The sequence below is a fragment of the Streptomyces sp. NPDC029292 genome, from assembly GCF_055569295.1.
The window spans coordinates 458,181-477,601 of record NZ_JBVHXR010000003.1; the positions used below are offsets into that span (position 1 = coordinate 458,181).

Consider the following 19,421-nt stretch of genomic DNA (forward strand, 5'->3'; position numbering starts at 1 on the left):
AGGCCGTCCCAGCGGCCGACAGCGAGTCCGACGCCCAGGATCGCTACCATGGGGTTTCCGGAGCCTGACCGGGGGACCCGGAACGCGCACGAGGAGCCCTCTTGCCAGACGAGGCCCAGCCACTCACCGCCGCAAAGCCCGAGCCCGCCTCGGCCCCCGCGGAGAAGCCCGCCAAGAAAGCCACGAGCGGGCCGGTAGAGCACGCCCAGTCCGCGCCGGACGACAAGGCGGCCGAGCAGCCACGCCCCAAGCCGGCACCTGCCGGGCGCCCTGCGAGCACCCCGGCGGTCCGCCCCGCGGCAGGCCAGCCCACCCGTACCGGCGGCTCCTCCAACCGCGTACGTGCCCGCCTCGCCCGTCTCGGCGTGCAGCGCTCCAACCCGTACAACCCGGTCCTGGAGCCGCTGCTGCGGATAGTGCGCAGCAACGACCCGAAGATCGAGACGGCGACGCTGCGGCAGGTCGAGAAGGCGTACCAGGTCGCCGAGCGCTGGCACCGCGGCCAGAAGCGCAAGAGCGGCGACCCGTACATCACGCACCCGCTCGCGGTCACCACGATCCTCGCCGAGCTGGGCATGGACCCGGCCACGCTGATGGCGGGCCTGCTGCACGACACCGTCGAGGACACCGAGTACGGCCTCGACACCCTGCGCAAGGACTTCGGCGACCAGGTCGCCCTGCTCGTCGACGGCGTCACCAAGCTCGACAAGGTCAAGTTCGGCGAGGCCGCGCAGGCCGAGACCGTACGCAAGATGGTCGTCGCCATGGCCAAGGACCCCCGCGTCCTGGTCATCAAGCTCGCCGACCGCCTGCACAACATGCGCACCATGCGCTACCTCAAGCGCGAGAAGCAGGAGAAGAAGGCGCGCGAGACCCTCGAGATCTACGCGCCGCTCGCCCACCGCCTGGGCATGAACACCATCAAGTGGGAACTGGAGGACCTCGCCTTCGCGATCCTCTACCCCAAGATGTACGACGAGATCGTGCGCCTGGTCGCCGAGCGCGCCCCCAAGCGCGACGAATACCTCGCCATAGTGACCGACGAGGTCCAGTCCGACCTGCGCGCCGCCCGCATCAAGGCCACGGTCACCGGCCGCCCGAAGCACTACTACTCCGTCTACCAGAAGATGATCGTCCGCGGCCGTGACTTCGCGGAGATCTACGACCTGGTGGGCATCCGCGTCCTCGTCGACACCGTCAGGGACTGCTACGCCGCTCTCGGCACCGTGCACGCGCGATGGAACCCGGTACCCGGCCGGTTCAAGGACTACATCGCGATGCCCAAGTTCAACATGTACCAGTCGCTGCACACGACGGTCATCGGGCCCAACGGCAAGCCGGTCGAACTCCAGATCCGTACGTTCGACATGCACCGCCGCGCGGAGTACGGCATCGCCGCGCACTGGAAGTACAAGCAGGAGACCGTCGCCGGTTCCTCCAAGATCCGTACGGACGTGCCCCGGGCGGCCAAGGGCAGCGCGGGCCAGGACACCGTCAACGACATGGCGTGGCTGCGCCAGTTGCTCGACTGGCAGAAGGAGACCGAGGACCCCAGCGAGTTCCTGGAGTCCCTGCGCTTCGACCTGTCCCGCAACGAGGTCTTCGTCTTCACGCCCAAGGGCGACGTCATAGCGCTCCCGGCCGGCGCGACCCCCGTGGACTTCGCGTACGCGGTGCACACGGAAGTCGGCCACCGGACCATAGGAGCGAGGGTCAACGGACGCCTCGTACCGCTCGAATCCACCCTGGACAACGGCGACTTGGTGGAGGTCTTCACCTCGAAGGCGGCCGGTGCGGGTCCCTCCCGCGACTGGCTGGGCTTCGTGAAGTCCCCGCGCGCCCGCAACAAGATCCGCGCCTGGTTCTCCAAGGAGCGCCGCGACGAGGCGATCGAGCAGGGCAAGGACGCCATCGCCCGCGCGATGCGCAAGCAGAACCTGCCGATCCAGCGCATCCTCACCGGCGACTCCCTGGTCACCCTCGCGCACGAGATGCGCTACCCCGACATCTCGTCGCTGTACGCGGCGATCGGCGAGGGTCATGTCGCCGCGCAGAGCGTCGTGCAGAAGCTGGTGCAGGCTCTCGGCGGCGAGGAGGCGGCCACCGAGGAGATCGACGAGAGCGTCCCGCCCGCGCGCGGCCGCGGCCGCAAGCGCCGCTCCAACGCCGACCCGGGTGTCGTCGTCAAGGGCGTCGAGGACGTGTGGGTCAAGCTCGCCCGCTGTTGTACGCCCGTACCCGGCGACCCCATCATCGGCTTCGTCACCCGCGGCAGCGGCGTCTCGGTGCACCGCAGCGACTGCGTCAACGTCGACTCGCTGTCCCGTGAGCCCGAGCGCATCCTCGAGGTCGAGTGGGCGCCCACCCAGTCCTCGGTCTTCCTGGTCGCCATCCAGGTCGAGGCCCTGGACCGCTCCCGGCTCCTCTCGGACGTCACCCGCGTCCTGTCGGACCAGCACGTCAACATCCTGTCCGCGGCCGTCCAGACCTCCCGCGACCGCGTGGCCACGTCCCGCTTCACCTTCGAGATGGGCGACCCGAAGCACCTGGGGCACGTCCTGAAGGCCGTACGGGGCGTGGAAGGCGTGTACGACGTGTACCGCGTCACTTCGGCCCGCAGGCCGTAACACCGGCTCAACCGGCCTACGCAGAGGGGCTCCCGTACGCGATGTACGGGAGCCCCTCTACGTAGTGGCGGAAAAACCCGGCGGCCTCAGCCGCCGAACTCCTGCAGCCCCTTCAGCGCCTGGTCGAGCAGCGCCTGGCGGCCGTCGAGCTCCTTCTGGAGCTTGTCGGCCTTCGCGGTGTTGCCCGCGGAGCGAGCCGCCTCGATCTGGCCCTGGAGCTTGTCCACGGCGGCCTGCAGCTGACCGGTCAGACCCTCGGCACGCGCGCGTGCCTCCGGGTTCGTCCGGCGCCACTCGGTCTCCTCGGACTCCTGGAGCGCCCGCTCCACCGCGTGCATCCGGCCCTCGACCTTCGGGCGGGCGTCGCGCGGCACGTGGCCGATGGCCTCCCAGCGCTCGTTGATGGAGCGGAAGGCGGCCCGGGCCGACTTCAGGTCCTGCACCGGGACGAGCTTCTCGGCCTCCTCGGCCAGCTCCTCCTTGAGCTTCAGGTTCTCCGACTGCTCCGCGTCCCGCTCGGCGAAGACCGAGCTGCGCGCCGCGAAGAACACGTCCTGGGCGCCGCGGAAGCGGTTCCACAGGTCGTCCTCGTGCTCGCGCTGGGCGCGGCCCGCGGCCTTCCAGTCGGCCATCAGCTCGCGGTAGCGCGCCGCGGTCGGACCCCAGTCCGCCGAGCCGGACAGCGACTCGGCCTCCGCGACCAGCTTCTCCTTGGTCTTGCGGGCCTCCTCGCGCTGCGCGTCCAGCGAGGCGAAGTGCGCCTTGCGGCGCTTGGAGAACGCCGAGCGCGCGTGCGAGAAGCGGTGCCACAGCTCGTCGTCCGACTTGCGGTCGAGTCGCGGCAGCCCCTTCCACGTGTCGACCAGGGAGCGCAGCCGCTCACCGGCCGCCCGCCACTGGTCGCTCTGCGCCAGCTCCTCCGCCTCGACGACCAGCGCCTCCTTGGCGTGCCGCGCCTCGTCGGACTGCTTCGCACGCTGGACCTTGCGCTCCTCACGGCGCGCATCGACCGTCTCGACGAGCTTGTCCAGCCGTACCTTCAGCGCGTTCAGATCGCCGACCGCGTGGTGGGCGTCCACCTGCTCGCGAATATGATCGATGGCGGTCTGGGCGTCCTTCGCCGACAGGTCGGTGGTCTTCACTCGCTTTTCGAGGAGGCCGATCTCGACAACCAGGCCCTCGTACTTGCGCTCGAAGTAGGCCAACGCCTCATCAGGAGAGCCGGCCTGCCAGGAACCGACGACCTGCTCGCCGTCGGCCGTACGCACGTACACGGTCCCCGTCTCGTCGACGCGGCCCCACGGGTCGCTGCTCACAGCGCCTCCTCCACATGATGCCTGCGAGGGGTTCAGCGCCCCCGAGCATCGTCCACAGTTTTCGTCACGGCCAACATAGGCGACCGGCGGGGCGGCTGTCCGCATCCCGCGCGACCGAAATCTCGCAGTTGGGGGGTCAGGATTTGACGACTGTCGCCTTGTTGATCACGACTGTCGCGTTCGGGGCGGTGTTCCCTGTCGTCGCGTCGGCGGGCTGTGCGCCGGCGGCCGCGATCTTCTTGAGGACCTTCATGCCGTCCTTGGAGATCGTCCCGAACGGTGTGTAACTGGCCGGCAACTGGCTGTCCTGGTACACGAGGAAGAACTGGCTGCCGCCGGTGTGCGCCGTGCCGGTGTTCGCCATGGCGACCGTGCCCGCCGGATAGACGCCACCCTTGAGGGTTTTGTCCTTGAGGTTCTCGTCCGGGATCGTGTAGCCCGGGCCGCCGGAGCCGGCGGCCGTCGGGTCACCGCACTGCAGCACGTAGATGCCGCTCGTGGTGAGCCGGTGGCACTTCGTGTGGTCGAAGAACCCCTTGGCCGCAAGGAAGTTGAACGAGTTCACCGTGTGCGGGGCCGCGGCCGTCTTCAGCGCGATGTCGATGTCACCGCACGTCGTTGCCATCTTCATCGTGTAGTCGGCGGACTTGTCGATGGAGATCGCCGGCTCCTTCTTCCAGCTCAGCGACTTCACCTTGCCCGCCGCGGCCTTCTCGCACGGATCCGGCGCCTTGCTCGTCGCCGAGGCGCTCGGGGTCACCTCGGCGCCCGCGTTGGCCTTCTTGTCATCGTTCTTGAAGACCCCGGTCGCGTACGACACAACGCTGCCGATCACGACGACGCCGAGGACCGAGGCGACGATCGCGTTGCGTGCGTGTGTCTTGCGCCGCGCGACCGTGCGCCGCTGCTGCTGTCGCAAGAACTTCTCCCGGGCGAGCTGACGCCGCCGCTGTTCCTGGCTGACCACCGGGTTTTCTCCTCATGCGTCTCGTACGTCAAGTGGGACGCGTGCGTCTTGTGAGCCGACCGCCTGCGTGTGCCCCGTACCGTATATGGGTTCGCTGAGGAATCGGCAGCGCCGGTAGGCTCTGATCCACAGCCGCCCACCCTGTACGACACACATTGCGTACGCCACCACGAAGGACGATCGTGCTCATTGCCGGGTTCCCCGCCGGGGCCTGGGGGACCAACTGTTACCTGGTCGCCCCCGCCGCGGGTGAGGAGTGCGTGATCATCGACCCGGGCCATCAGGCCGCCCAGGGAGTCGAGGACGCGCTCAAGAAGCATCGGCTCAAGCCCGTCGCGGTCATCCTCACCCATGGCCACATCGACCACGTCGCCTCGGTCGTCCCGGTGTGCGGAGCGCATGGCGTACCGGCCTGGATCCACCCCGAGGACCGGTACATGATGAGCGACCCGGAGAAGGCGCTCGGCCGGTCCATCGGAATGCCGCTGATGGGCGAGCTGACGGTGGGGGAGCCGGACGACGTGAAGGAGCTGACCGACGGCGCGAAGCTGGCACTGGCCGGTCTGGAGCTGTCCGTCGCGCACGCGCCCGGCCATACCAAGGGGTCGGTGACCTTCCAGATGCCCGAGACCGCGGAGATCCCGTCCGTGTTCTTCTCCGGGGATCTGCTGTTCGCCGGCTCCATCGGACGCACCGATCTGCCCGGCGGCTCCCACGCCGAGATCCTCGACTCGCTGGCCCGTGTGTGCCTGCCGCTCGACGACTCGACCGTGGTGCTGTCCGGCCACGGCCCCCAGACCACCATCGGCCAGGAGCGCGCCGCCAACCCGTATCTGCGGCAGGTGGCAGCCGGCCAGGGAGCCTCCGAGGCTCCCCGACGAGGAATGTGACGAGAGACTTCCGTGAGCACCTTCAAGGCCCCCAAGGGCACCTACGACCTGATTCCGCCGGAGAGCGCGAAGTACCTCGCGGTCCGCGAGGCGATCGCCGCCCCCCTGCGGAACTCGGGCTACGGCTACATCGAGACGCCTGGCTTCGAGAACGTCGAGCTGTTCGCGCGCGGCGTCGGTGAGTCCACCGACATCGTGACCAAGGAGATGTACGCCTTCGAGACCAAGGGCGGCGACAAGCTGGCGCTGCGCCCCGAAGGCACGGCGTCCGTGCTGCGCGCCGCCCTCGAGGCCAACCTGCACAAGGCGGGCAACCTCCCCGTCAAGCTCTGGTACTCGGGCTCGTACTACCGCTACGAGCGCCCCCAGAAGGGCCGTTACCGGCACTTCTCCCAGGTGGGCGCCGAGGCGATCGGCGCCGAGGACCCGGCGCTCGACGCCGAGCTGATCATCCTGGCGGACCAGGCGTACCGGTCGCTGGGCCTGCGCGACTTCCGCATCCTGCTGAACTCGCTGGGAGACAAGGAGTGCCGCCCCGTCTACCGTGCCGCCCTCCAGGACTTCCTGCGGGGCCTGAACCTGGATGAGGAGACCCTCCGCCGCGCCGAGATCAACCCCCTGCGGGTCCTCGACGACAAGCGGGACGACATCCAGAAGCAGCTGGTCGGGGCGCCGCTGCTCCGCGACTACCTGTGCGACGCGTGCAAGGCGTACCACGAGGAGGTGCGCGAGCTGATCACGGCCGCGGGTGTCTCCTTCGAGGACGACCCGAAGCTGGTGCGCGGGCTCGACTACTACACCCGTACGACCTTCGAGTTCATCCACGACGGTCTCGGCTCCCAGTCCGCGGTGGGCGGCGGCGGCCGCTACGACGGGCTCTCCGAGATGATCGGCGGTCCCGCACTGCCGTCCGTCGGCTGGGCGCTGGGCGTCGACCGTACGGTGCTCGCGCTGGAGGCCGAGGGTGTGTCGCTCGAACTCCCCGCGTCCACCAGTGTGTTCGCGGTGCCGCTGGGTGAGGAGGCCCGGCGGGTGCTCTTCGGTGTCGTCACCGAGCTGCGCAAGGCCGGGGTCGCGGCCGACTTCTCGTACGGTGGCAAGGGGCTCAAGGGCGCGATGAAGAACGCGAACCGTTCGGGCGCCCGGTACACCATCGTGGCCGGTGAGCGGGATCTCGCCGAGGGCGTCGTCCAGCTCAAGGACATGGAGTCCGGGGAGCAGGCCGCGGTGGGGGTCGACGGGGTCGTGGCGGAGCTGCGGGCACGTCTGGGCTGAGGCAGGGATTCTTCGCGCTCAGAACGTCGGAGGGGCTGAAAGATTTCAGCCCCTCCGACGTTTGCTGAAATCAGCCCCTCCGGCGTTTGAGGAGCGGGGCCTGGGGAGGAGCCCCAGGAAGGGACGGGTAGGGGCGGAGGGGGCGAACCTCACTCCAGCAACCCGAACCGCATCGCACTGGTCACCGCAGCCGTCCGGTCATCCACCCCCAACTTCCCGAAGGCCCGCAGCAGATGGGTCTTGACGGTGGATTCCCCGATGAAGAGCCGACGCCCGATCTCGGCGTTGGTACAGCCCTCGGCGACCAGCCGGAGAACCGCGGTCTCGCGCTCCGACAGTCGCGGCCGCTCCGGCTTCGTACGAAGCTGATCGACCAGCCGGGCGGCGACGGACGGAGCCAGTACGGTCTCGCCCCGCGCAGCGGCGCGCACCGCGTCCGCGAGTTCACCGCGCGGCAGATCCTTCAGCAGATACCCGGCCGCTCCCGCCTCCACGGCCCGCAGAATGTCCCGGTCCGTCTCGTACGTCGTCAGCACGATCACCCGGCACGGCAACCCCGCCTCGGTCATCCGGACGATCGCGTCCACGCCCCCACCGCCCGGCATCCGCAGGTCCATGAGCACGATGTCGGGCCGGAGCTCGGCGGCCAGCGCCTCCGCCTGCGGCCCGCTGGACGCGTCGGCGACCACATCGAGGTCGGGCTCGGCGCTGAGCATCGCGCGCAGCCCTTCGCGTACGACGGGATGGTCGTCGGCGAGGATGATCCGGATCACGAGTCCCTCCTGGGAACGGGCAGGCAAACGGTGACGGTCGTGCCGTCGCCGGGCGTACTGCGCACCTGAGCGGTGCCGCCCACCTCGGCGGCCCGGGCCCGCAGTCCCGCCAGTCCGTAGCCGCCGGCCGGTGCGGCGGGGTCGAAGCCGCAGCCGTCGTCGCGTACGGACACGGTGAGCGCTTCGTCGGCGTAGGCCAGGGCGATGCTGACGGCGGTCGAACTCCCCGCGTGCTTACGGGCGTTGGCCAGCGCCTCCTGGCAGGAGCGGAGCACGACGACCTCAGGCCCGGCGGGCAGCGCGCGCACGGGACCGGTCACGTCGAGGGTCGCGTCATGGCGGGCGGCGAGCCGGCGCAGCGCGTCGGGCAATGTGGCGCCGTCGAGGTCGGCGGGCGCGCCTCCGGCGACCAGGGCTCGGGCCTCGGCCAGATTCTGCCGGGCCGTCTCGGCCATCAGGGCCAGGTGACGGCGGGCCTGCGGCAGATCGTGGTCGAGTTCGGCCTCCACGGCCTGCACCAGCATCAGCAGGCTGGTGTGATCAGCGTCACGGCCACCAGCGCTCGGCGCAGGCTCAGTGCCATGAAGCACTGGGCGACGAGCGCGAAGGTGATCAGCCGGGCCTCGCCGACCAGGATCGCCGACGGCAGGAACAGCGCCAGTGCCCCGGCGAGGTAGCCGAGGGCGTGCCGTTCGTCGGGCGGTTCGGACTGGAGGAGGGGGCGGCCCACGGCCACGTACCAGGGGATCAGGGGGAGGAGCAGCCCGGCCGCGACGACAGGGAAGGGCGACCCCGGATCGTCCGCGCCGAGCACGAACACCAGGGTCGCCGCCCACACGATCGCGAAGTACCCGTCCCAGAGCCGGAACGAGCGCTCCCAGGTGTAGGCACCGCGCGCCGAGGGGTCGTTCATCCGTCGCGGCGGTTCTTCCAGCGGAAGGTCAGCAGACACAGCAGCAATCCTCCGACGCACCACGCCCCCAGCACCAGCGCGATCCGCCCGAACTCCCAACCGCCCGTCTGCTCCAGAACCCGCGCCGACTCCGGCAGGAACACGCCCCGCAGCCCCTGGCACATCCACTTCAGCGGGAACAGCGCGCCGATGTTCAGCATCCAGTCGGGGATGGTGTCGATGGCGATGTACACCCCGGAGATGAACTGGAGCACCAGGAAGGGGAGTACGACCACGGAGGTGGCACTCTTGCCGGACTTCGGGACCGAGCTGATCGCGATGCCGAGCAGCGCGCACGCCGTCAGGCCGAGGACGAAGATCCAGCCCAGATCGACCCACTTGCCGATGTCCGAGGGCAGCTTCACGTCGTACAGCGTTGTGCCGACGACGAGCAGGATCGCCGTCTCCAGGAGGCCGGTGACCAGGACGAGCCAGATCTTGCCGAGGAAGTACGCGGCGGGAGGCATCGGTGTGCCGCGCAGCCGGCGCAGCACCTTCTCGTCCCGCTCGATCGCGATCGAGATGCCCAGCGACTGGAAGCTGGTGGACATGATCCCCGCGGCCATCATCGCGGGGACGTACAGCTGTGAGGCCGTGATGCCCGCGCCCCGCACGTCGTCGCTGAAGATCGACGCGAACAGGAAGAGGAAGACGACCGGGAAGGCGAAGGTGAACACCACCTGGTCGCGCTGGCGGAAGAACTGCTTGATCTCCAGGGCGCCCCGCTGAAGCCCCAGTCCCCAGGCCCCGGGAAGCCGCTCCGCAACGGCCTCGCCGGGTGCGCGTACGGCGGTCGTGGTCATCGCGCGTCCTCCTGTCCGGTCAGTCGCAGATAGACGTCCTCCAAGGTGGGGCGGCTCACTCGCAGCCCCGGGATCTCACCGCCGAAGCGGTGCGTGAGCTCGACGACCACCTTCGTGGGGGTGTCCGTGTGCTCGCTGCGCGGGGTGCCGTCGGCCTCCGTCCACTCGACTGTCACGCCGGTGCCGTAGCGGTCCCGCAGCGCGGACGGCTCGCCCTCCGCGACGACCCGCCCCTTCGCGACGATCGCGAGCCGGTGCGCGAGCGCCTCGGCCTCCTCCAGGTAATGCGTCGTCAGCAGGATCGTCGTGCCCTCGTCGGCCAGTTTGCGGATCAGTTCCCAGAACTGCCGCCGTGCGGCCGGGTCGAAGCCGGTCGTCGGCTCGTCCAGGAGCAGCAGCTCCGGGCCGCCGATCACACCCAGCGCCACATCGAGCCGCCTGCGCTGACCGCCCGAGAGCGCCTTGATACGACTGCCCGCCTTCTCCTCCAGACCGACCAGGCCGATGACTTCCTCGGGGTCGCGGGGCCTCGGGTAGTAGCGGGCGAAATGCCGTACGGTCTCGCGCACCGTCAACTCGGCGGGCGCGGATTCGTCCTGCCAGACGATTCCGACGCGCGAGCGCCACGCGCGCGTGCCCGTCGCCGGGTCCGCGCCGAGCACGGAGACCTCGCCGGCGTCCCGGCCGCGGTTGCCCTGGAGGATCTCCACCGTGGTGCTCTTGCCCGCACCGTTGGGCCCGAGCAGGCCGAACACCTCACCCTGCCGGATCCCGAGATCGATGCCGTCGACGGCGGTCACGTCCCCGTACTGCTTGCGCAGCCCCCGTACGTCCACCGCGAGTTGGTTCGCGTGTGTTGTCATGCCGACGAGCCTCGTCCCGAACCGAACGTTCCGGGACGACCGTGCGTACCTCCTTATGTCCATCGAACGGTGGACACGCGGGCGCGTGCGGCACAATGACCGTGCCCGCAGGCCCCTTCGAAGCTACGGAAACGGCGTGATGAGCAAGACGACAGTCAAGGACGTCTCCACCGAGCCGGAACGCGCCGAAGCGCCCCGGACCGTCGGCGGCAGCCGTGCGTTCGCCCTGCTGCTGGTGATCACCGGCGCGGTCGGTCTCCTCGCCGCCTGGGTCATCACGATCGACAAGTTCAAGATCCTTGAAGCCAAGGCGGACGGTAAGACGTTCACCCCGAGCTGCAGCATCAACCCGATCGTGTCCTGCGGCAGCGTGATGCAGAGCAAGCAGGCCGCCGCCTTCGGCTTCCCCAACCCGATGATGGGCCTGGTCGCCTACGGCATCGTGATCTGCGTCGGCATGAGCCTGCTCGCCCGCGCCCGCTTCCCGCGCTGGTACTGGCTGACCTTCAACTTCGGCACGCTCTTCGGCGTGGGATTCTGCACCTGGCTGCAGTTCCAGTCGCTGTACCGCATCAACGCGCTGTGCCTGTGGTGCTCGCTGGCCTGGGTCGCCACGATCGTCATGTTCTGGTACGTGACGTCCTTCAACGTGCGCAACGACTTCCTGCGCGCCCCACGCTGGCTGAAGAACTTCCTCGGCGAGTTCACCTGGGTACTGCCGGTCACCCACGTCGGCATCATCGCCATGCTGATCCTGACTCGCTGGAGTACCAAGCTCTGGGCCTGAGCGCGGGCCCGGCTCATCCCTGACGGCGTTGTCAGTGGCGTGACATAGGGTTTTGGGTGTGGAGCCCGACCTTTTCACCGCCGCAGCTGAAGAACGCCAGGAGAAGGACCCGTCCGCCAGCCCCCTGGCGGTACGGATGCGCCCGCGCACCCTCGACGAAGTCGTGGGCCAGCAGCATCTGCTGAAGCCGGGCTCACCCCTGCGCAGACTCGTCGACGAGGGGAGCGGGGGCCCCGCCGGACCGTCCTCGGTGATCCTCTGGGGCCCGCCCGGCACCGGCAAGACGACGCTCGCGTACGTGGTGTCCAAGGCCACCAACAAGCGCTTCGTGGAGCTCTCCGCGATCACCGCGGGCGTCAAGGAAGTCCGCGCGGTCATCGACGGCGCACGCCGCGCCACCGGAGGCTTCGGCAAGGAGACCGTCCTCTTCCTCGACGAGATCCACCGCTTCAGCAAGGCCCAGCAGGACTCCCTCCTCCCGGCCGTCGAGAACCGCTGGGTGACGCTGATCGCCGCGACCACCGAGAACCCGTACTTCTCGGTGATCTCGCCGCTGCTCTCCCGCTCCCTCCTGCTGACCCTCGAACCGCTCACCGACGACGACCTGCGCGGCCTCATCAAGCGCGCGCTCACCGCCGAGCGCGGCCTCAAGGAGGCCGTCACCCTCCCCGAGGACACCGAGCAGCACCTGCTGCGGATCGCCGGCGGTGACGCCCGCCGCGCCCTGACCGCCCTGGAGGCCGCGGCCGGATCCGCGCTCGACAAGGGCGAGCCGGAGATCACCCTCCAGACCCTGGAGGAGACCGTCGACCGCGCCGCCGTGAAGTACGACCGCGACGGCGACCAGCACTACGACGTGGCGAGCGCCCTGATCAAGTCCATCCGCGGCTCCGACGTGGACGCCGCACTGCACTACCTGGCCCGGATGATCGAGGCCGGCGAGGACCCCCGCTTCATCGCCCGCCGCCTGATGATCTCCGCCAGCGAGGACATCGGCCTCGCCGATCCGAACGCGCTGCCCATAGCCGTGGCCGCCGCCCAGGCCGTCGCGATGATCGGCTTCCCGGAGGCCGCGCTCACCCTCAGCCACGCCACCATCGCCCTCGCCCTGGCGCCGAAGTCCAACGCCGCGACGATGGCGATCGGCGCCGCCATGGAGGACGTACGCAAGGGGCATGCGGGTTCGGTGCCGGTGCACCTGCGCGACGGGCACTACAAGGGCGCGGCCAAGCTGGGGCACGCCCAGGGGTACGTGTATCCGCACGACCTGCCCGAGGGCATCGCCGCCCAGCAGTACGCCCCGGAGGAGCTCAAGGACCGGGAGTACTACACGCCCACCCGCCACGGCGCCGAGGCGCGCTACGCGGACGCGGTGGAGTGGACCAGGAATCACCTCGGTCGAGGGCGGTCCTGACCACCCTGTAAGATGACCCGGAGCGCTGCGTCCCGTGTCCGGCTCCGGTCGGCACCACCAGAACGGGACATCCAGCCGGAGCCCCTGCCTCCACGGGGGGATTCCAGGAGCGTCGCGCACCGTCGAAGGTGTCGCGGGCAGCCCACCACCACCCGGTCTTTCCGGGAACGGTCGGTGGGTTATTCGCGTGCTGCACGTATGTGCCCAGACCAGGGAGCGGCTGCCCAGCAGGTCCGTCAGGGCCCGCAGGGTCTCCCAGGCTGCGGATGCGACCTCCTTTAACTCTGGTGAGCCGAAACCCAGGAAAGAGAAAACAGTGGCGAATCAGTCCCGCCCCAAGGTCAAGAAGTCGCGTGCCCTCGGCATCGCGCTGACCCCGAAGGCCGTCAAGTACTTCGAGGCCCGCCCCTACCCGCCGGGCGAGCACGGCCGCGGCCGCAAGCAGAACTCGGACTACAAGGTCCGTCTGCTGGAGAAGCAGCGTCTGCGCGCGCAGTACGACGTGTCCGAGCGCCAGCTCGTCCGCGCCTACGAGCGTGCCGCCAAGACGCAGGGCAAGACCGGCGAGGCCCTGGTCATCGAGCTGGAGCGTCGTCTCGACGCCCTGGTTCTGCGTTCGGGCATCGCCCGCACGATCTACCAGGCCCGCCAGATGGTCGTCCACGGCCACATCGAGGTCAACGGCCAGAAGGTCGACAAGCCGTCCTTCCGCGTCAAGCCCGACGACGTCGTGATGGTCCGCGAGCGCAGCCGCGAGAAGCCGCTGTTCCAGGTTTCCCGCGAGGGTGGCTTCGCCCCCGACGGCGAGACCCCGCGCTACCTCCAGGTGAACCTCCGTGCCCTGGCCTTCCGCCTGGACCGTGAGCCGAACCGCAAGGAGATCCCGGTGATCTGCGACGAGCAGCTCGTCGTCGAGTACTACGCCCGCTGATCTTCCAGCGGATGTAGCACCACCTGCGCGTCAGCCCGTCGTCTCCCCACCTTTCGAGGTGGGCGAGACGGCGGGTTCTCGCTTTTCCGGCGGCAGCCTGCGCGGCGCGGGCACCGAACCGAGCGGCCGTGCCCCGGCCCCCCTTCCCAGCGCCCGCGCCACCGCCGCTTCTTGCCCCAGCCGCGCCCCGGCCCGTACGCACTCCTCGTACCGCTGGTCGCCCAGCCGCTCCCGGGCAGTCGCCTCGCAGCGCTCGTGCGGCGCGTTGTAATACGCCGAGCCGAACAGCGGCAGGCCCACCGACGGCCACATCCGGGATGCCGCTCCCTGCAGCAGCGCGGCCTCGGCCGGATCGTCCTCCACCACCGTGACCAGAGCGAGCAGCTCGATCGCGAGGACCGTGCCGAGCAGGTCGTGGAAGGCGTGGCAGATGCCGAGGCACTCCCCGAGAAGATCCCGGGCCTGCGCCGGATCGCCCTCGACCCAGGCCTCGTACGCCAGGACGTACAGCGCGTACGCGAGCGCCCAGCGCTCCCCGTGGTCCTCGCAGACCCGGCGGACGTCCTCGCACAGCTTCACCGCGGCCTGCAGATCGCCCTGGAAGGCCAGGGCCATCGCCAGCTCGACCTGGCCCATCAGCACATTGCTGTTGAGCTCGCCGATCTCGGTGTAGCGGTCCAGCGCCGAGCGCAGCAAGGATTCCGCGCGCGGCATGTCGTCCGTGACCAGGGCCAGGCAGCCGGTGCGGTGCTCGGCGTACGCCACCGCGGTCGGGTTGCCGGTACGTTCCGCATCCTCGCGGCACTCCTGGAGCGCGGACAGCGCGGGCACCGTGTCGCCCTGGAGGGCCGCGACATAGCCGAGCACCCACAATGCCTTCAGCCGCGACTGATCACGATCGCCGTCGAACTCCACGCTGCGCTCCAGCCAGTGCCGGCCCTCCGACAGCCGGCCGCAGCCCACCCAGTAGAACCACAGCGTGCCCGCCAGGTACTGGCCCAGATGTGCCTCACCCGGCTCGGTCAGACAGTGCTCCAGGGCGCGGCGCAGATTCGGCAGCTCCGTCTCGACGCGCGCGGCGACCTCGCCCTGCCGCGGCGAGAACCAGTCCAGCTCGCACCAGGTGGCCAGGCCCATGTACCAGTCGCGGTGTCGGCGGCGCAGCCGGTCGGCGTCGCCCGTCGCCTCCAGCCAGTCCGCGCCGTAGGCCCGGACTGTGTCGAGCATCCGGTACCGCACGCCCGCCGCCGTCTCCTCGCGGGACAGCACGGACTGCGCGAGCAGCTCGCCCAGCACGTCGAGAATGTCGTCGGTGTGCAGCCCGTCGCCGCTGCACACGTACTCGGCGGCCTCCAGGTCGAACCGCCCCGCGAACACCGACAGCCGGGACCACAGCAGCCGCTCCTCGGGCGTGCACAGCTCATGGCTCCAGCCGATCGCCGTACGCAGCGTCTGGTGCCGCGGCGGCCTGTCGCGCCCGCCGCCCGTCAGCAGGCGGAAGCGGTCCTCCAGCCGGGACAGCAGCTGCGCGGGGGAGAGGGTGCTCAGCCGTCCCGCCGCCAGCTCGACGGCGAGCGGGATCCCGTCGAGACGCCGGCACAGCTCCAGTACGTCGGACCGATTGCCGTCGTCCAGCGAGAACCCGGGCACCCGGGCCGCCGCCCGGTCCGCGAACAGCTCCACCGCCTGCGGCTCGGCCAGCGGCGCCAGCGGGAACAGCCGCTCGCCCTCGACCTGCAGCGGTCTGCGGCCCGCGGCGAGCACCCGCAGCCCGGGCACCCGCCCCAGCAGGTCGCCCACCAGCGAGGCGCACGCGTCCACCAGATGCTCGAACCCGTCGAGGACCAGCAGGAGTTGGCGCTCGGCGAGATGCTCGAGCAGCACCTGACGCGGCGGCCGCGCGGTCTGATCCGTCAGACCGAGCGCTTCGACGAGCGCGTACTCGACGACGTGGGGCTCACGCACGGCGGACAGCTCCACGCGCCACACCCCGTCGAGGACGTCCGCCCGCGCTGCGGCGTGCGCCGTGAACCGTGACTTGCCGACGCCTCCCACGCCCGTCACGGTCACCAGGCGGGCCGTCTCCAGAGCCTCGGCCAGCTGCGTGAGTTCGGCCGAGCGACCCACGAACGCGTTGAGTTCCAGGGGCAGATTGCCGGGCGTCGAACGGTCGCAGCGCTGAGAACCTCGCATGGGACACGGAGCGTACTGACCCGTAAGCGGTCCGTACAATCGCTTCGCGCAACTCCGCCACGGGGGCGGCGTTAATGCGGTACGGAGCGGCGGCCCCGGCGCGATAGGCTCGGGGGACGACTTTTCGATGTTGAGGCACGTACAGGGAGTGGGTGCACACAGTGTCCGGTGGAGAGGTGGCCGGGATCCTGGTGGCCGTCTTCTGGGCGATCCTGGTCTCCTTTCTCGCCGTCGCGCTGGCGAGGCTGGCCCAGACGCTCAGGGCGACCACCAAGCTCGTGGCGGACGTGACCGACCAGGCCGTCCCGCTCCTTGCCGACGCCTCCACGGCGGTGCGCTCCGCACAGACCCAGATCGACCGGGTCGACGCCATCGCCTCGGACGTCCAGGAGGTCACGTCGAACGCATCGGCGCTGTCGACGACGGTCGCCTCCACCTTCGGCGGCCCCCTGGTCAAGGTCGCGGCGTTCGGCTACGGCGTGCGCCGGGCCATCGGAGGCCGTCGTGACAATGTGCCCGCCAAAGCGTCCCGGCGTACCGTGATCGTGGGCCGCACCGTCCCGTCCGCGCGACGGGGAAAGCGGAAGAAGGACTGACGCAGCGATGTTCCGCCGTACGTTCTGGTTCACCGCCGGCGCAGCCGCGGGTGTGTGGGCCACCACCAAGGTCAACCGCAAGCTCAAGCAGCTGACCCCCGAAAGCCTCGCGGCACAGGCCGCGAACAAGGCGATCGAGGCGGGCCACCGGCTCAAGGACTTCGCGCTCGACGTCCGCGACGGCATGGCCCAGCGGGAGGCCGAACTCGACGAGGTGCTCGGTCTGAACGACCGCCCGGACCCCGAACTCCCCGCACAGCGGCGCATCGCCGCCATCGGCAACGACAAGCAGATCAAGTACATCGACAACACGACGTACTCGTACAACCGGAATGAGGACCACTGATGGAGTCGGCTGAAATCCGCCGCCGCTGGTTGAGCTTCTACGAGGAGCGCGGTCACACCGTCGTCCCTTCGGCGTCGCTCATCGCGGACGACCCGACTCTGCTCCTGGTCCCCGCCGGCATGGTCCCCTTCAAGCCGTACTTCCTCGGTGAGGTCAAGCCGCCGTGGTCGCGCGCCACCAGCGTGCAGAAGTGCGTGCGCACGCCCGACATCGAAGAGGTCGGCAAGACCACCCGGCACGGCACGTTCTTCCAGATGTGCGGCAACTTCTCCTTCGGCGACTACTTCAAGGAAGGCGCCATCACCTACGCCTGGGAGCTGCTCACCTCGCCCCAGGACAAGGGTGGTTACGGGCTCGACCCCGAGCGCCTGTGGATCACGGTCTACCTCGACGACGACGAGGCCGAGACCATCTGGCGCGACAAGATCGGCGTCCCCGCCGAGCGCATCCAGCGCCTCGGTAAGAAGGACAACTACTGGTCCATGGGCGTCCCCGGCCCCTGTGGTCCGTGTTCCGAGATCAACTACGACCGCGGCCCCGAGTTCGGCGTCGAGGGCGGCCCGGCCGTCAACGACGAGCGGTACGTGGAGATCTGGAACCTGGTCTTCATGCAGTACGAGCGCGGCGAGGGCACCTCGAAGGAGGACTTCGAGATCCTCGGCGACCTGCCCAGCAAGAACATCGACACCGGCCTCGGCATGGAACGCCTCGCCATGATTCTGCAGGACGTGCAGAACATGTACGAGATCGACACCTCCATGGCCGTCATCAAGAAGGCCACCGAGCTGACCGGTGTCGAGTACGGCGCCGCCCACGAGTCCGACGTCTCGCTGCGCGTCGTCACCGACCACATGCGGACGTCCGTGATGCTCATCGGCGACGGCGTCAGCCCTGGCAACGAGGGGCGCGGCTACGTACTGCGCCGCATCATGCGCCGCGCCATCCGCAACATGCGGCTGCTCGGCGCCACCGGTCCGGTCGTCAAGGACCTCATCGACGTCGTCATCGAGATGATGGGCCAGCAGTACCCGGAGCTCGTCACCGACCGCCAGCGCATCGAGACCGTGGCCCTCGCCGAGGAGGCCGCCTTCCTCAAGACGCTGAAGGCCGGCACGAACATCCTCGACACGGCCATCACGGAGACCAAGGAGACCGGCGGCAAGGTCCTGCCCGGCGACAAGGCCTTCCTGCTCCACGACACCTGGGGCTTCCCGATCGACCTCACCCTCGAAATGGCCGCCGAACAGGGCCTTTCCGTGGACGAGGACGGCTTCCGCCGCCTGATGAAGCAGCAGCGGGACCAGGCCAAGGCCGACGCCCAGGCCAAGAAGACCGGCCACGCCGACCTCGGCGCCTACCGCCAGATCGCCGACGCCGCCGGCGAGACCGACTTCATCGGCTACGACCGCACCGAGGGCGAGTCGACGATCGTCGGCATCCTCGTAGACGGTGCCTCGTCGCCCGCCGCCGCCGAGGGCGACGAGGTCGAGATCGTCCTCGACCGCACCCCGTTCTACGCCGAGGGCGGCGGCCAGATCGGCGACACCGGCCGCATCAAGGTGGACACCGGCGCGATCATCGAGGTCCGCGACTGCCAGAAGCCGGTCCCGGGTGTGTACGTCCACAAGGGCGTCGTCCAGGTCGGCGAGGTCACCGTCGGCGCCAAGGCCCAGGCCTCCATCGACGTACGCCGTCGCAAGGCCATCGCCCGCGCCCACTCGGCCACGCACCTCACGCACCAGGCCCTGCGCGACGCCCTCGGCCCGACGGCCGCCCAGGCCGGTTCCGAGAACCAGCCCGGCCGCTTCCGCTTCGACTTCGGCTCCCCGTCCGCCGTGCCCACGGCCGTGATGACCGACGTCGAGCAGCAGATCAACGAGGTGCTCGCCCGCGACCTGGACGTGCACGCCGAGATCCTGAGCCTCGACGAGGCCAAGAAGCAGGGCGCCATCGCCGAGTTCGGCGAGAAGTACGGCGAGCGCGTCCGCGTCGTCACCATCGGCGACTTCTCCAAGGAACTGTGCGGCGGCACGCACGTCCACAACACCGCCCAGCTCGGCCTGGTCAAGCTGCTCGGCGAGTCCTCGATCGGCTCCGGCGTACGGCGCATCGAGGCCCTGGTCGGCGTCGACGCGTACAACTACCTCGCCCGCGAGCACACGGTCGTCGCCCAGCTCCAGGAGCTGATCAAGGGCCGTCCCGAGGAGCTCCCGGAGAAGGTCTCCGCCATGCTCGGCAAGCTGAAGGACGCCGAGAAGGAGATCGAGAAGTTCCGCGCGGAGAAGGTCCTCCAGGCCGCCGGCGGTCTCGCCGAGTCCGCCAAGGACGTACGCGGTGTCGCTCTCGTCACCGGCCAGGTCCCGGACGGCACGACCGCCGACGACCTGCGCAAGCTGGTCCTCGACGTGCGCGGCCGCATCCAGGGCGGACGGGCCGCCGTGGTCGCCCTGTTCACCACGCTCAACGGCAAGCCGCTCACGGTCATCGCCACCAACGAAGCCGCCCGCGAGCGCGGCCTCAAGGCCGGCGACCTGGTCCGTGCGGCCGCCAAGACCCTCGGCGGCGGCGGTGGCGGCAAGCCGGACGTCGCCCAGGGCGGCGGCCAGAACCCGGCCGCCATCGGCGAGGCCATCGACGCGGTCGAGCGTCTGGTCGCCGAGACGGCCAAGTGACCGGAGAGGGACAGGC

15 protein-coding genes and 1 pseudogene are annotated in these 19,421 nt (G+C 69.7%); 9 read left to right on the forward strand and 7 right to left on the reverse strand.

Annotation, left to right across the window (positions count from 1 at the left end):
- The first annotated feature begins 101 nt into the window (after positions 1–101).
- Complete coding sequence (locus ACZ4WS_RS10355; protein ID WP_467978998.1) at positions 102–2,627, forward strand: RelA/SpoT family protein; 2,526 nt, start codon at positions 102–104, stop codon at positions 2,625–2,627.
- A gap of 86 nt (positions 2,628–2,713) precedes the next feature.
- Here the strand turns inward: ACZ4WS_RS10355 and ACZ4WS_RS10360 are convergent, their stop codons facing one another.
- The gene (locus ACZ4WS_RS10360; RefSeq protein WP_467979000.1) at positions 2,714–3,943 is read right to left on the reverse strand and encodes a DUF349 domain-containing protein; all 1,230 of its coding nucleotides are present in this window, start codon (positions 3,941–3,943) and stop codon (positions 2,714–2,716) included.
- Between the two features lie 136 nt (positions 3,944–4,079).
- The gene (locus tag ACZ4WS_RS10365) at positions 4,080–4,910 is read right to left on the reverse strand and encodes a peptidylprolyl isomerase (protein WP_467979001.1); all 831 of its coding nucleotides are present in this window, start codon (positions 4,908–4,910) and stop codon (positions 4,080–4,082) included.
- Between the two features lie 182 nt (positions 4,911–5,092).
- On the opposite strand from ACZ4WS_RS10365, the gene ACZ4WS_RS10370 reads away from it, so the two are divergent.
- Together ACZ4WS_RS10370 and hisS are read left to right on the forward strand one after the other, a co-directional pair.
- A complete protein-coding gene (locus ACZ4WS_RS10370; protein WP_467979002.1) occupies positions 5,093–5,800 on the forward strand; it encodes an MBL fold metallo-hydrolase in 708 nt (235 codons plus the stop codon).
- Positions 5,801–5,812: 12 nt separating this feature from the next.
- Positions 5,813–7,075, forward strand: coding sequence for a histidine--tRNA ligase (hisS, locus tag ACZ4WS_RS10375; protein WP_467979004.1), 1,263 nt, complete (start codon positions 5,813–5,815; stop codon positions 7,073–7,075).
- Positions 7,076–7,224: 149 nt separating this feature from the next.
- On the opposite strand, the gene ACZ4WS_RS10380 is transcribed toward hisS, so the two are convergent.
- From ACZ4WS_RS10380 to ACZ4WS_RS10395, 4 genes and pseudogenes are all read right to left on the reverse strand, one after another.
- Positions 7,225–7,848 (reverse strand): response regulator, encoded by a 624-nt coding sequence (locus tag ACZ4WS_RS10380; protein ID WP_467979005.1) that lies wholly within the window; start codon positions 7,846–7,848, stop codon positions 7,225–7,227.
- Positions 7,845–8,761: pseudogene (locus ACZ4WS_RS10385) on the reverse strand (sensor histidine kinase). Before ACZ4WS_RS10385 ends, ACZ4WS_RS10380 begins: the two are co-directional and overlap by 4 nt.
- Entirely contained in the window at positions 8,758–9,603 is an 846-nt protein-coding gene (locus tag ACZ4WS_RS10390) for an ABC transporter permease (RefSeq protein ID WP_467979007.1), read from the reverse strand. The pseudogene ACZ4WS_RS10385 and the gene ACZ4WS_RS10390 overlap by 4 nt, the downstream one beginning before the upstream one ends.
- On the reverse strand, positions 9,600–10,466 hold the full coding sequence (locus ACZ4WS_RS10395) for an ABC transporter ATP-binding protein (protein WP_467979008.1): 867 nt from the start codon (positions 10,464–10,466) through the stop codon (positions 9,600–9,602). Before ACZ4WS_RS10395 ends, ACZ4WS_RS10390 begins: the two co-directional genes overlap by 4 nt.
- A gap of 139 nt (positions 10,467–10,605) precedes the next feature.
- Between ACZ4WS_RS10395 and ACZ4WS_RS10400 the strand changes: the two genes are divergently transcribed.
- From ACZ4WS_RS10400 to rpsD, 3 genes are all read left to right on the forward strand, one after another.
- On the forward strand, positions 10,606–11,253 hold the full coding sequence (locus ACZ4WS_RS10400; protein WP_467979010.1) for a vitamin K epoxide reductase family protein: 648 nt from the start codon (positions 10,606–10,608) through the stop codon (positions 11,251–11,253).
- Between the two features lie 58 nt (positions 11,254–11,311).
- Positions 11,312–12,667, forward strand: a complete 1,356-nt coding sequence (locus tag ACZ4WS_RS10405) for a replication-associated recombination protein A (protein ID WP_467979011.1) — start codon at positions 11,312–11,314, stop codon at positions 12,665–12,667.
- A 316-nt stretch (positions 12,668–12,983) separates the two neighbouring features.
- The gene (rpsD, locus tag ACZ4WS_RS10410) at positions 12,984–13,598 is read left to right on the forward strand and encodes a 30S ribosomal protein S4 (protein WP_467979013.1); all 615 of its coding nucleotides are present in this window, start codon (positions 12,984–12,986) and stop codon (positions 13,596–13,598) included.
- Positions 13,599–13,628: 30 nt separating this feature from the next.
- Here the strand turns inward: rpsD and ACZ4WS_RS10415 are convergent, their stop codons facing one another.
- Positions 13,629–15,791: an ATP-binding protein gene (locus tag ACZ4WS_RS10415; RefSeq protein WP_467979014.1), complete on the reverse strand. Its 2,163-nt coding sequence runs from the start codon at positions 15,789–15,791 to the stop codon at positions 13,629–13,631.
- A gap of 152 nt (positions 15,792–15,943) precedes the next feature.
- On the opposite strand from ACZ4WS_RS10415, the gene ACZ4WS_RS10420 reads away from it, so the two are divergent.
- Genes ACZ4WS_RS10420 through alaS form a run of 3 tightly spaced genes read left to right on the forward strand, consistent with a single transcriptional unit; the run spans position 15,944 to position 19,405 of the window.
- Positions 15,944–16,387, forward strand: coding sequence for a DUF948 domain-containing protein (locus ACZ4WS_RS10420; protein WP_467979016.1), 444 nt, complete (start codon positions 15,944–15,946; stop codon positions 16,385–16,387).
- Between the two features lie 7 nt (positions 16,388–16,394).
- Positions 16,395–16,733: a DUF6167 family protein gene (locus ACZ4WS_RS10425; protein WP_467979017.1), complete on the forward strand. Its 339-nt coding sequence runs from the start codon at positions 16,395–16,397 to the stop codon at positions 16,731–16,733.
- Positions 16,733–19,405, forward strand: a complete 2,673-nt coding sequence (gene alaS, locus ACZ4WS_RS10430) for an alanine--tRNA ligase (RefSeq protein ID WP_467979019.1) — start codon at positions 16,733–16,735, stop codon at positions 19,403–19,405. The genes ACZ4WS_RS10425 and alaS overlap by 1 nt, the downstream gene beginning before the upstream one ends.
- Positions 19,406–19,421: the final 16 nt, after the last annotated feature.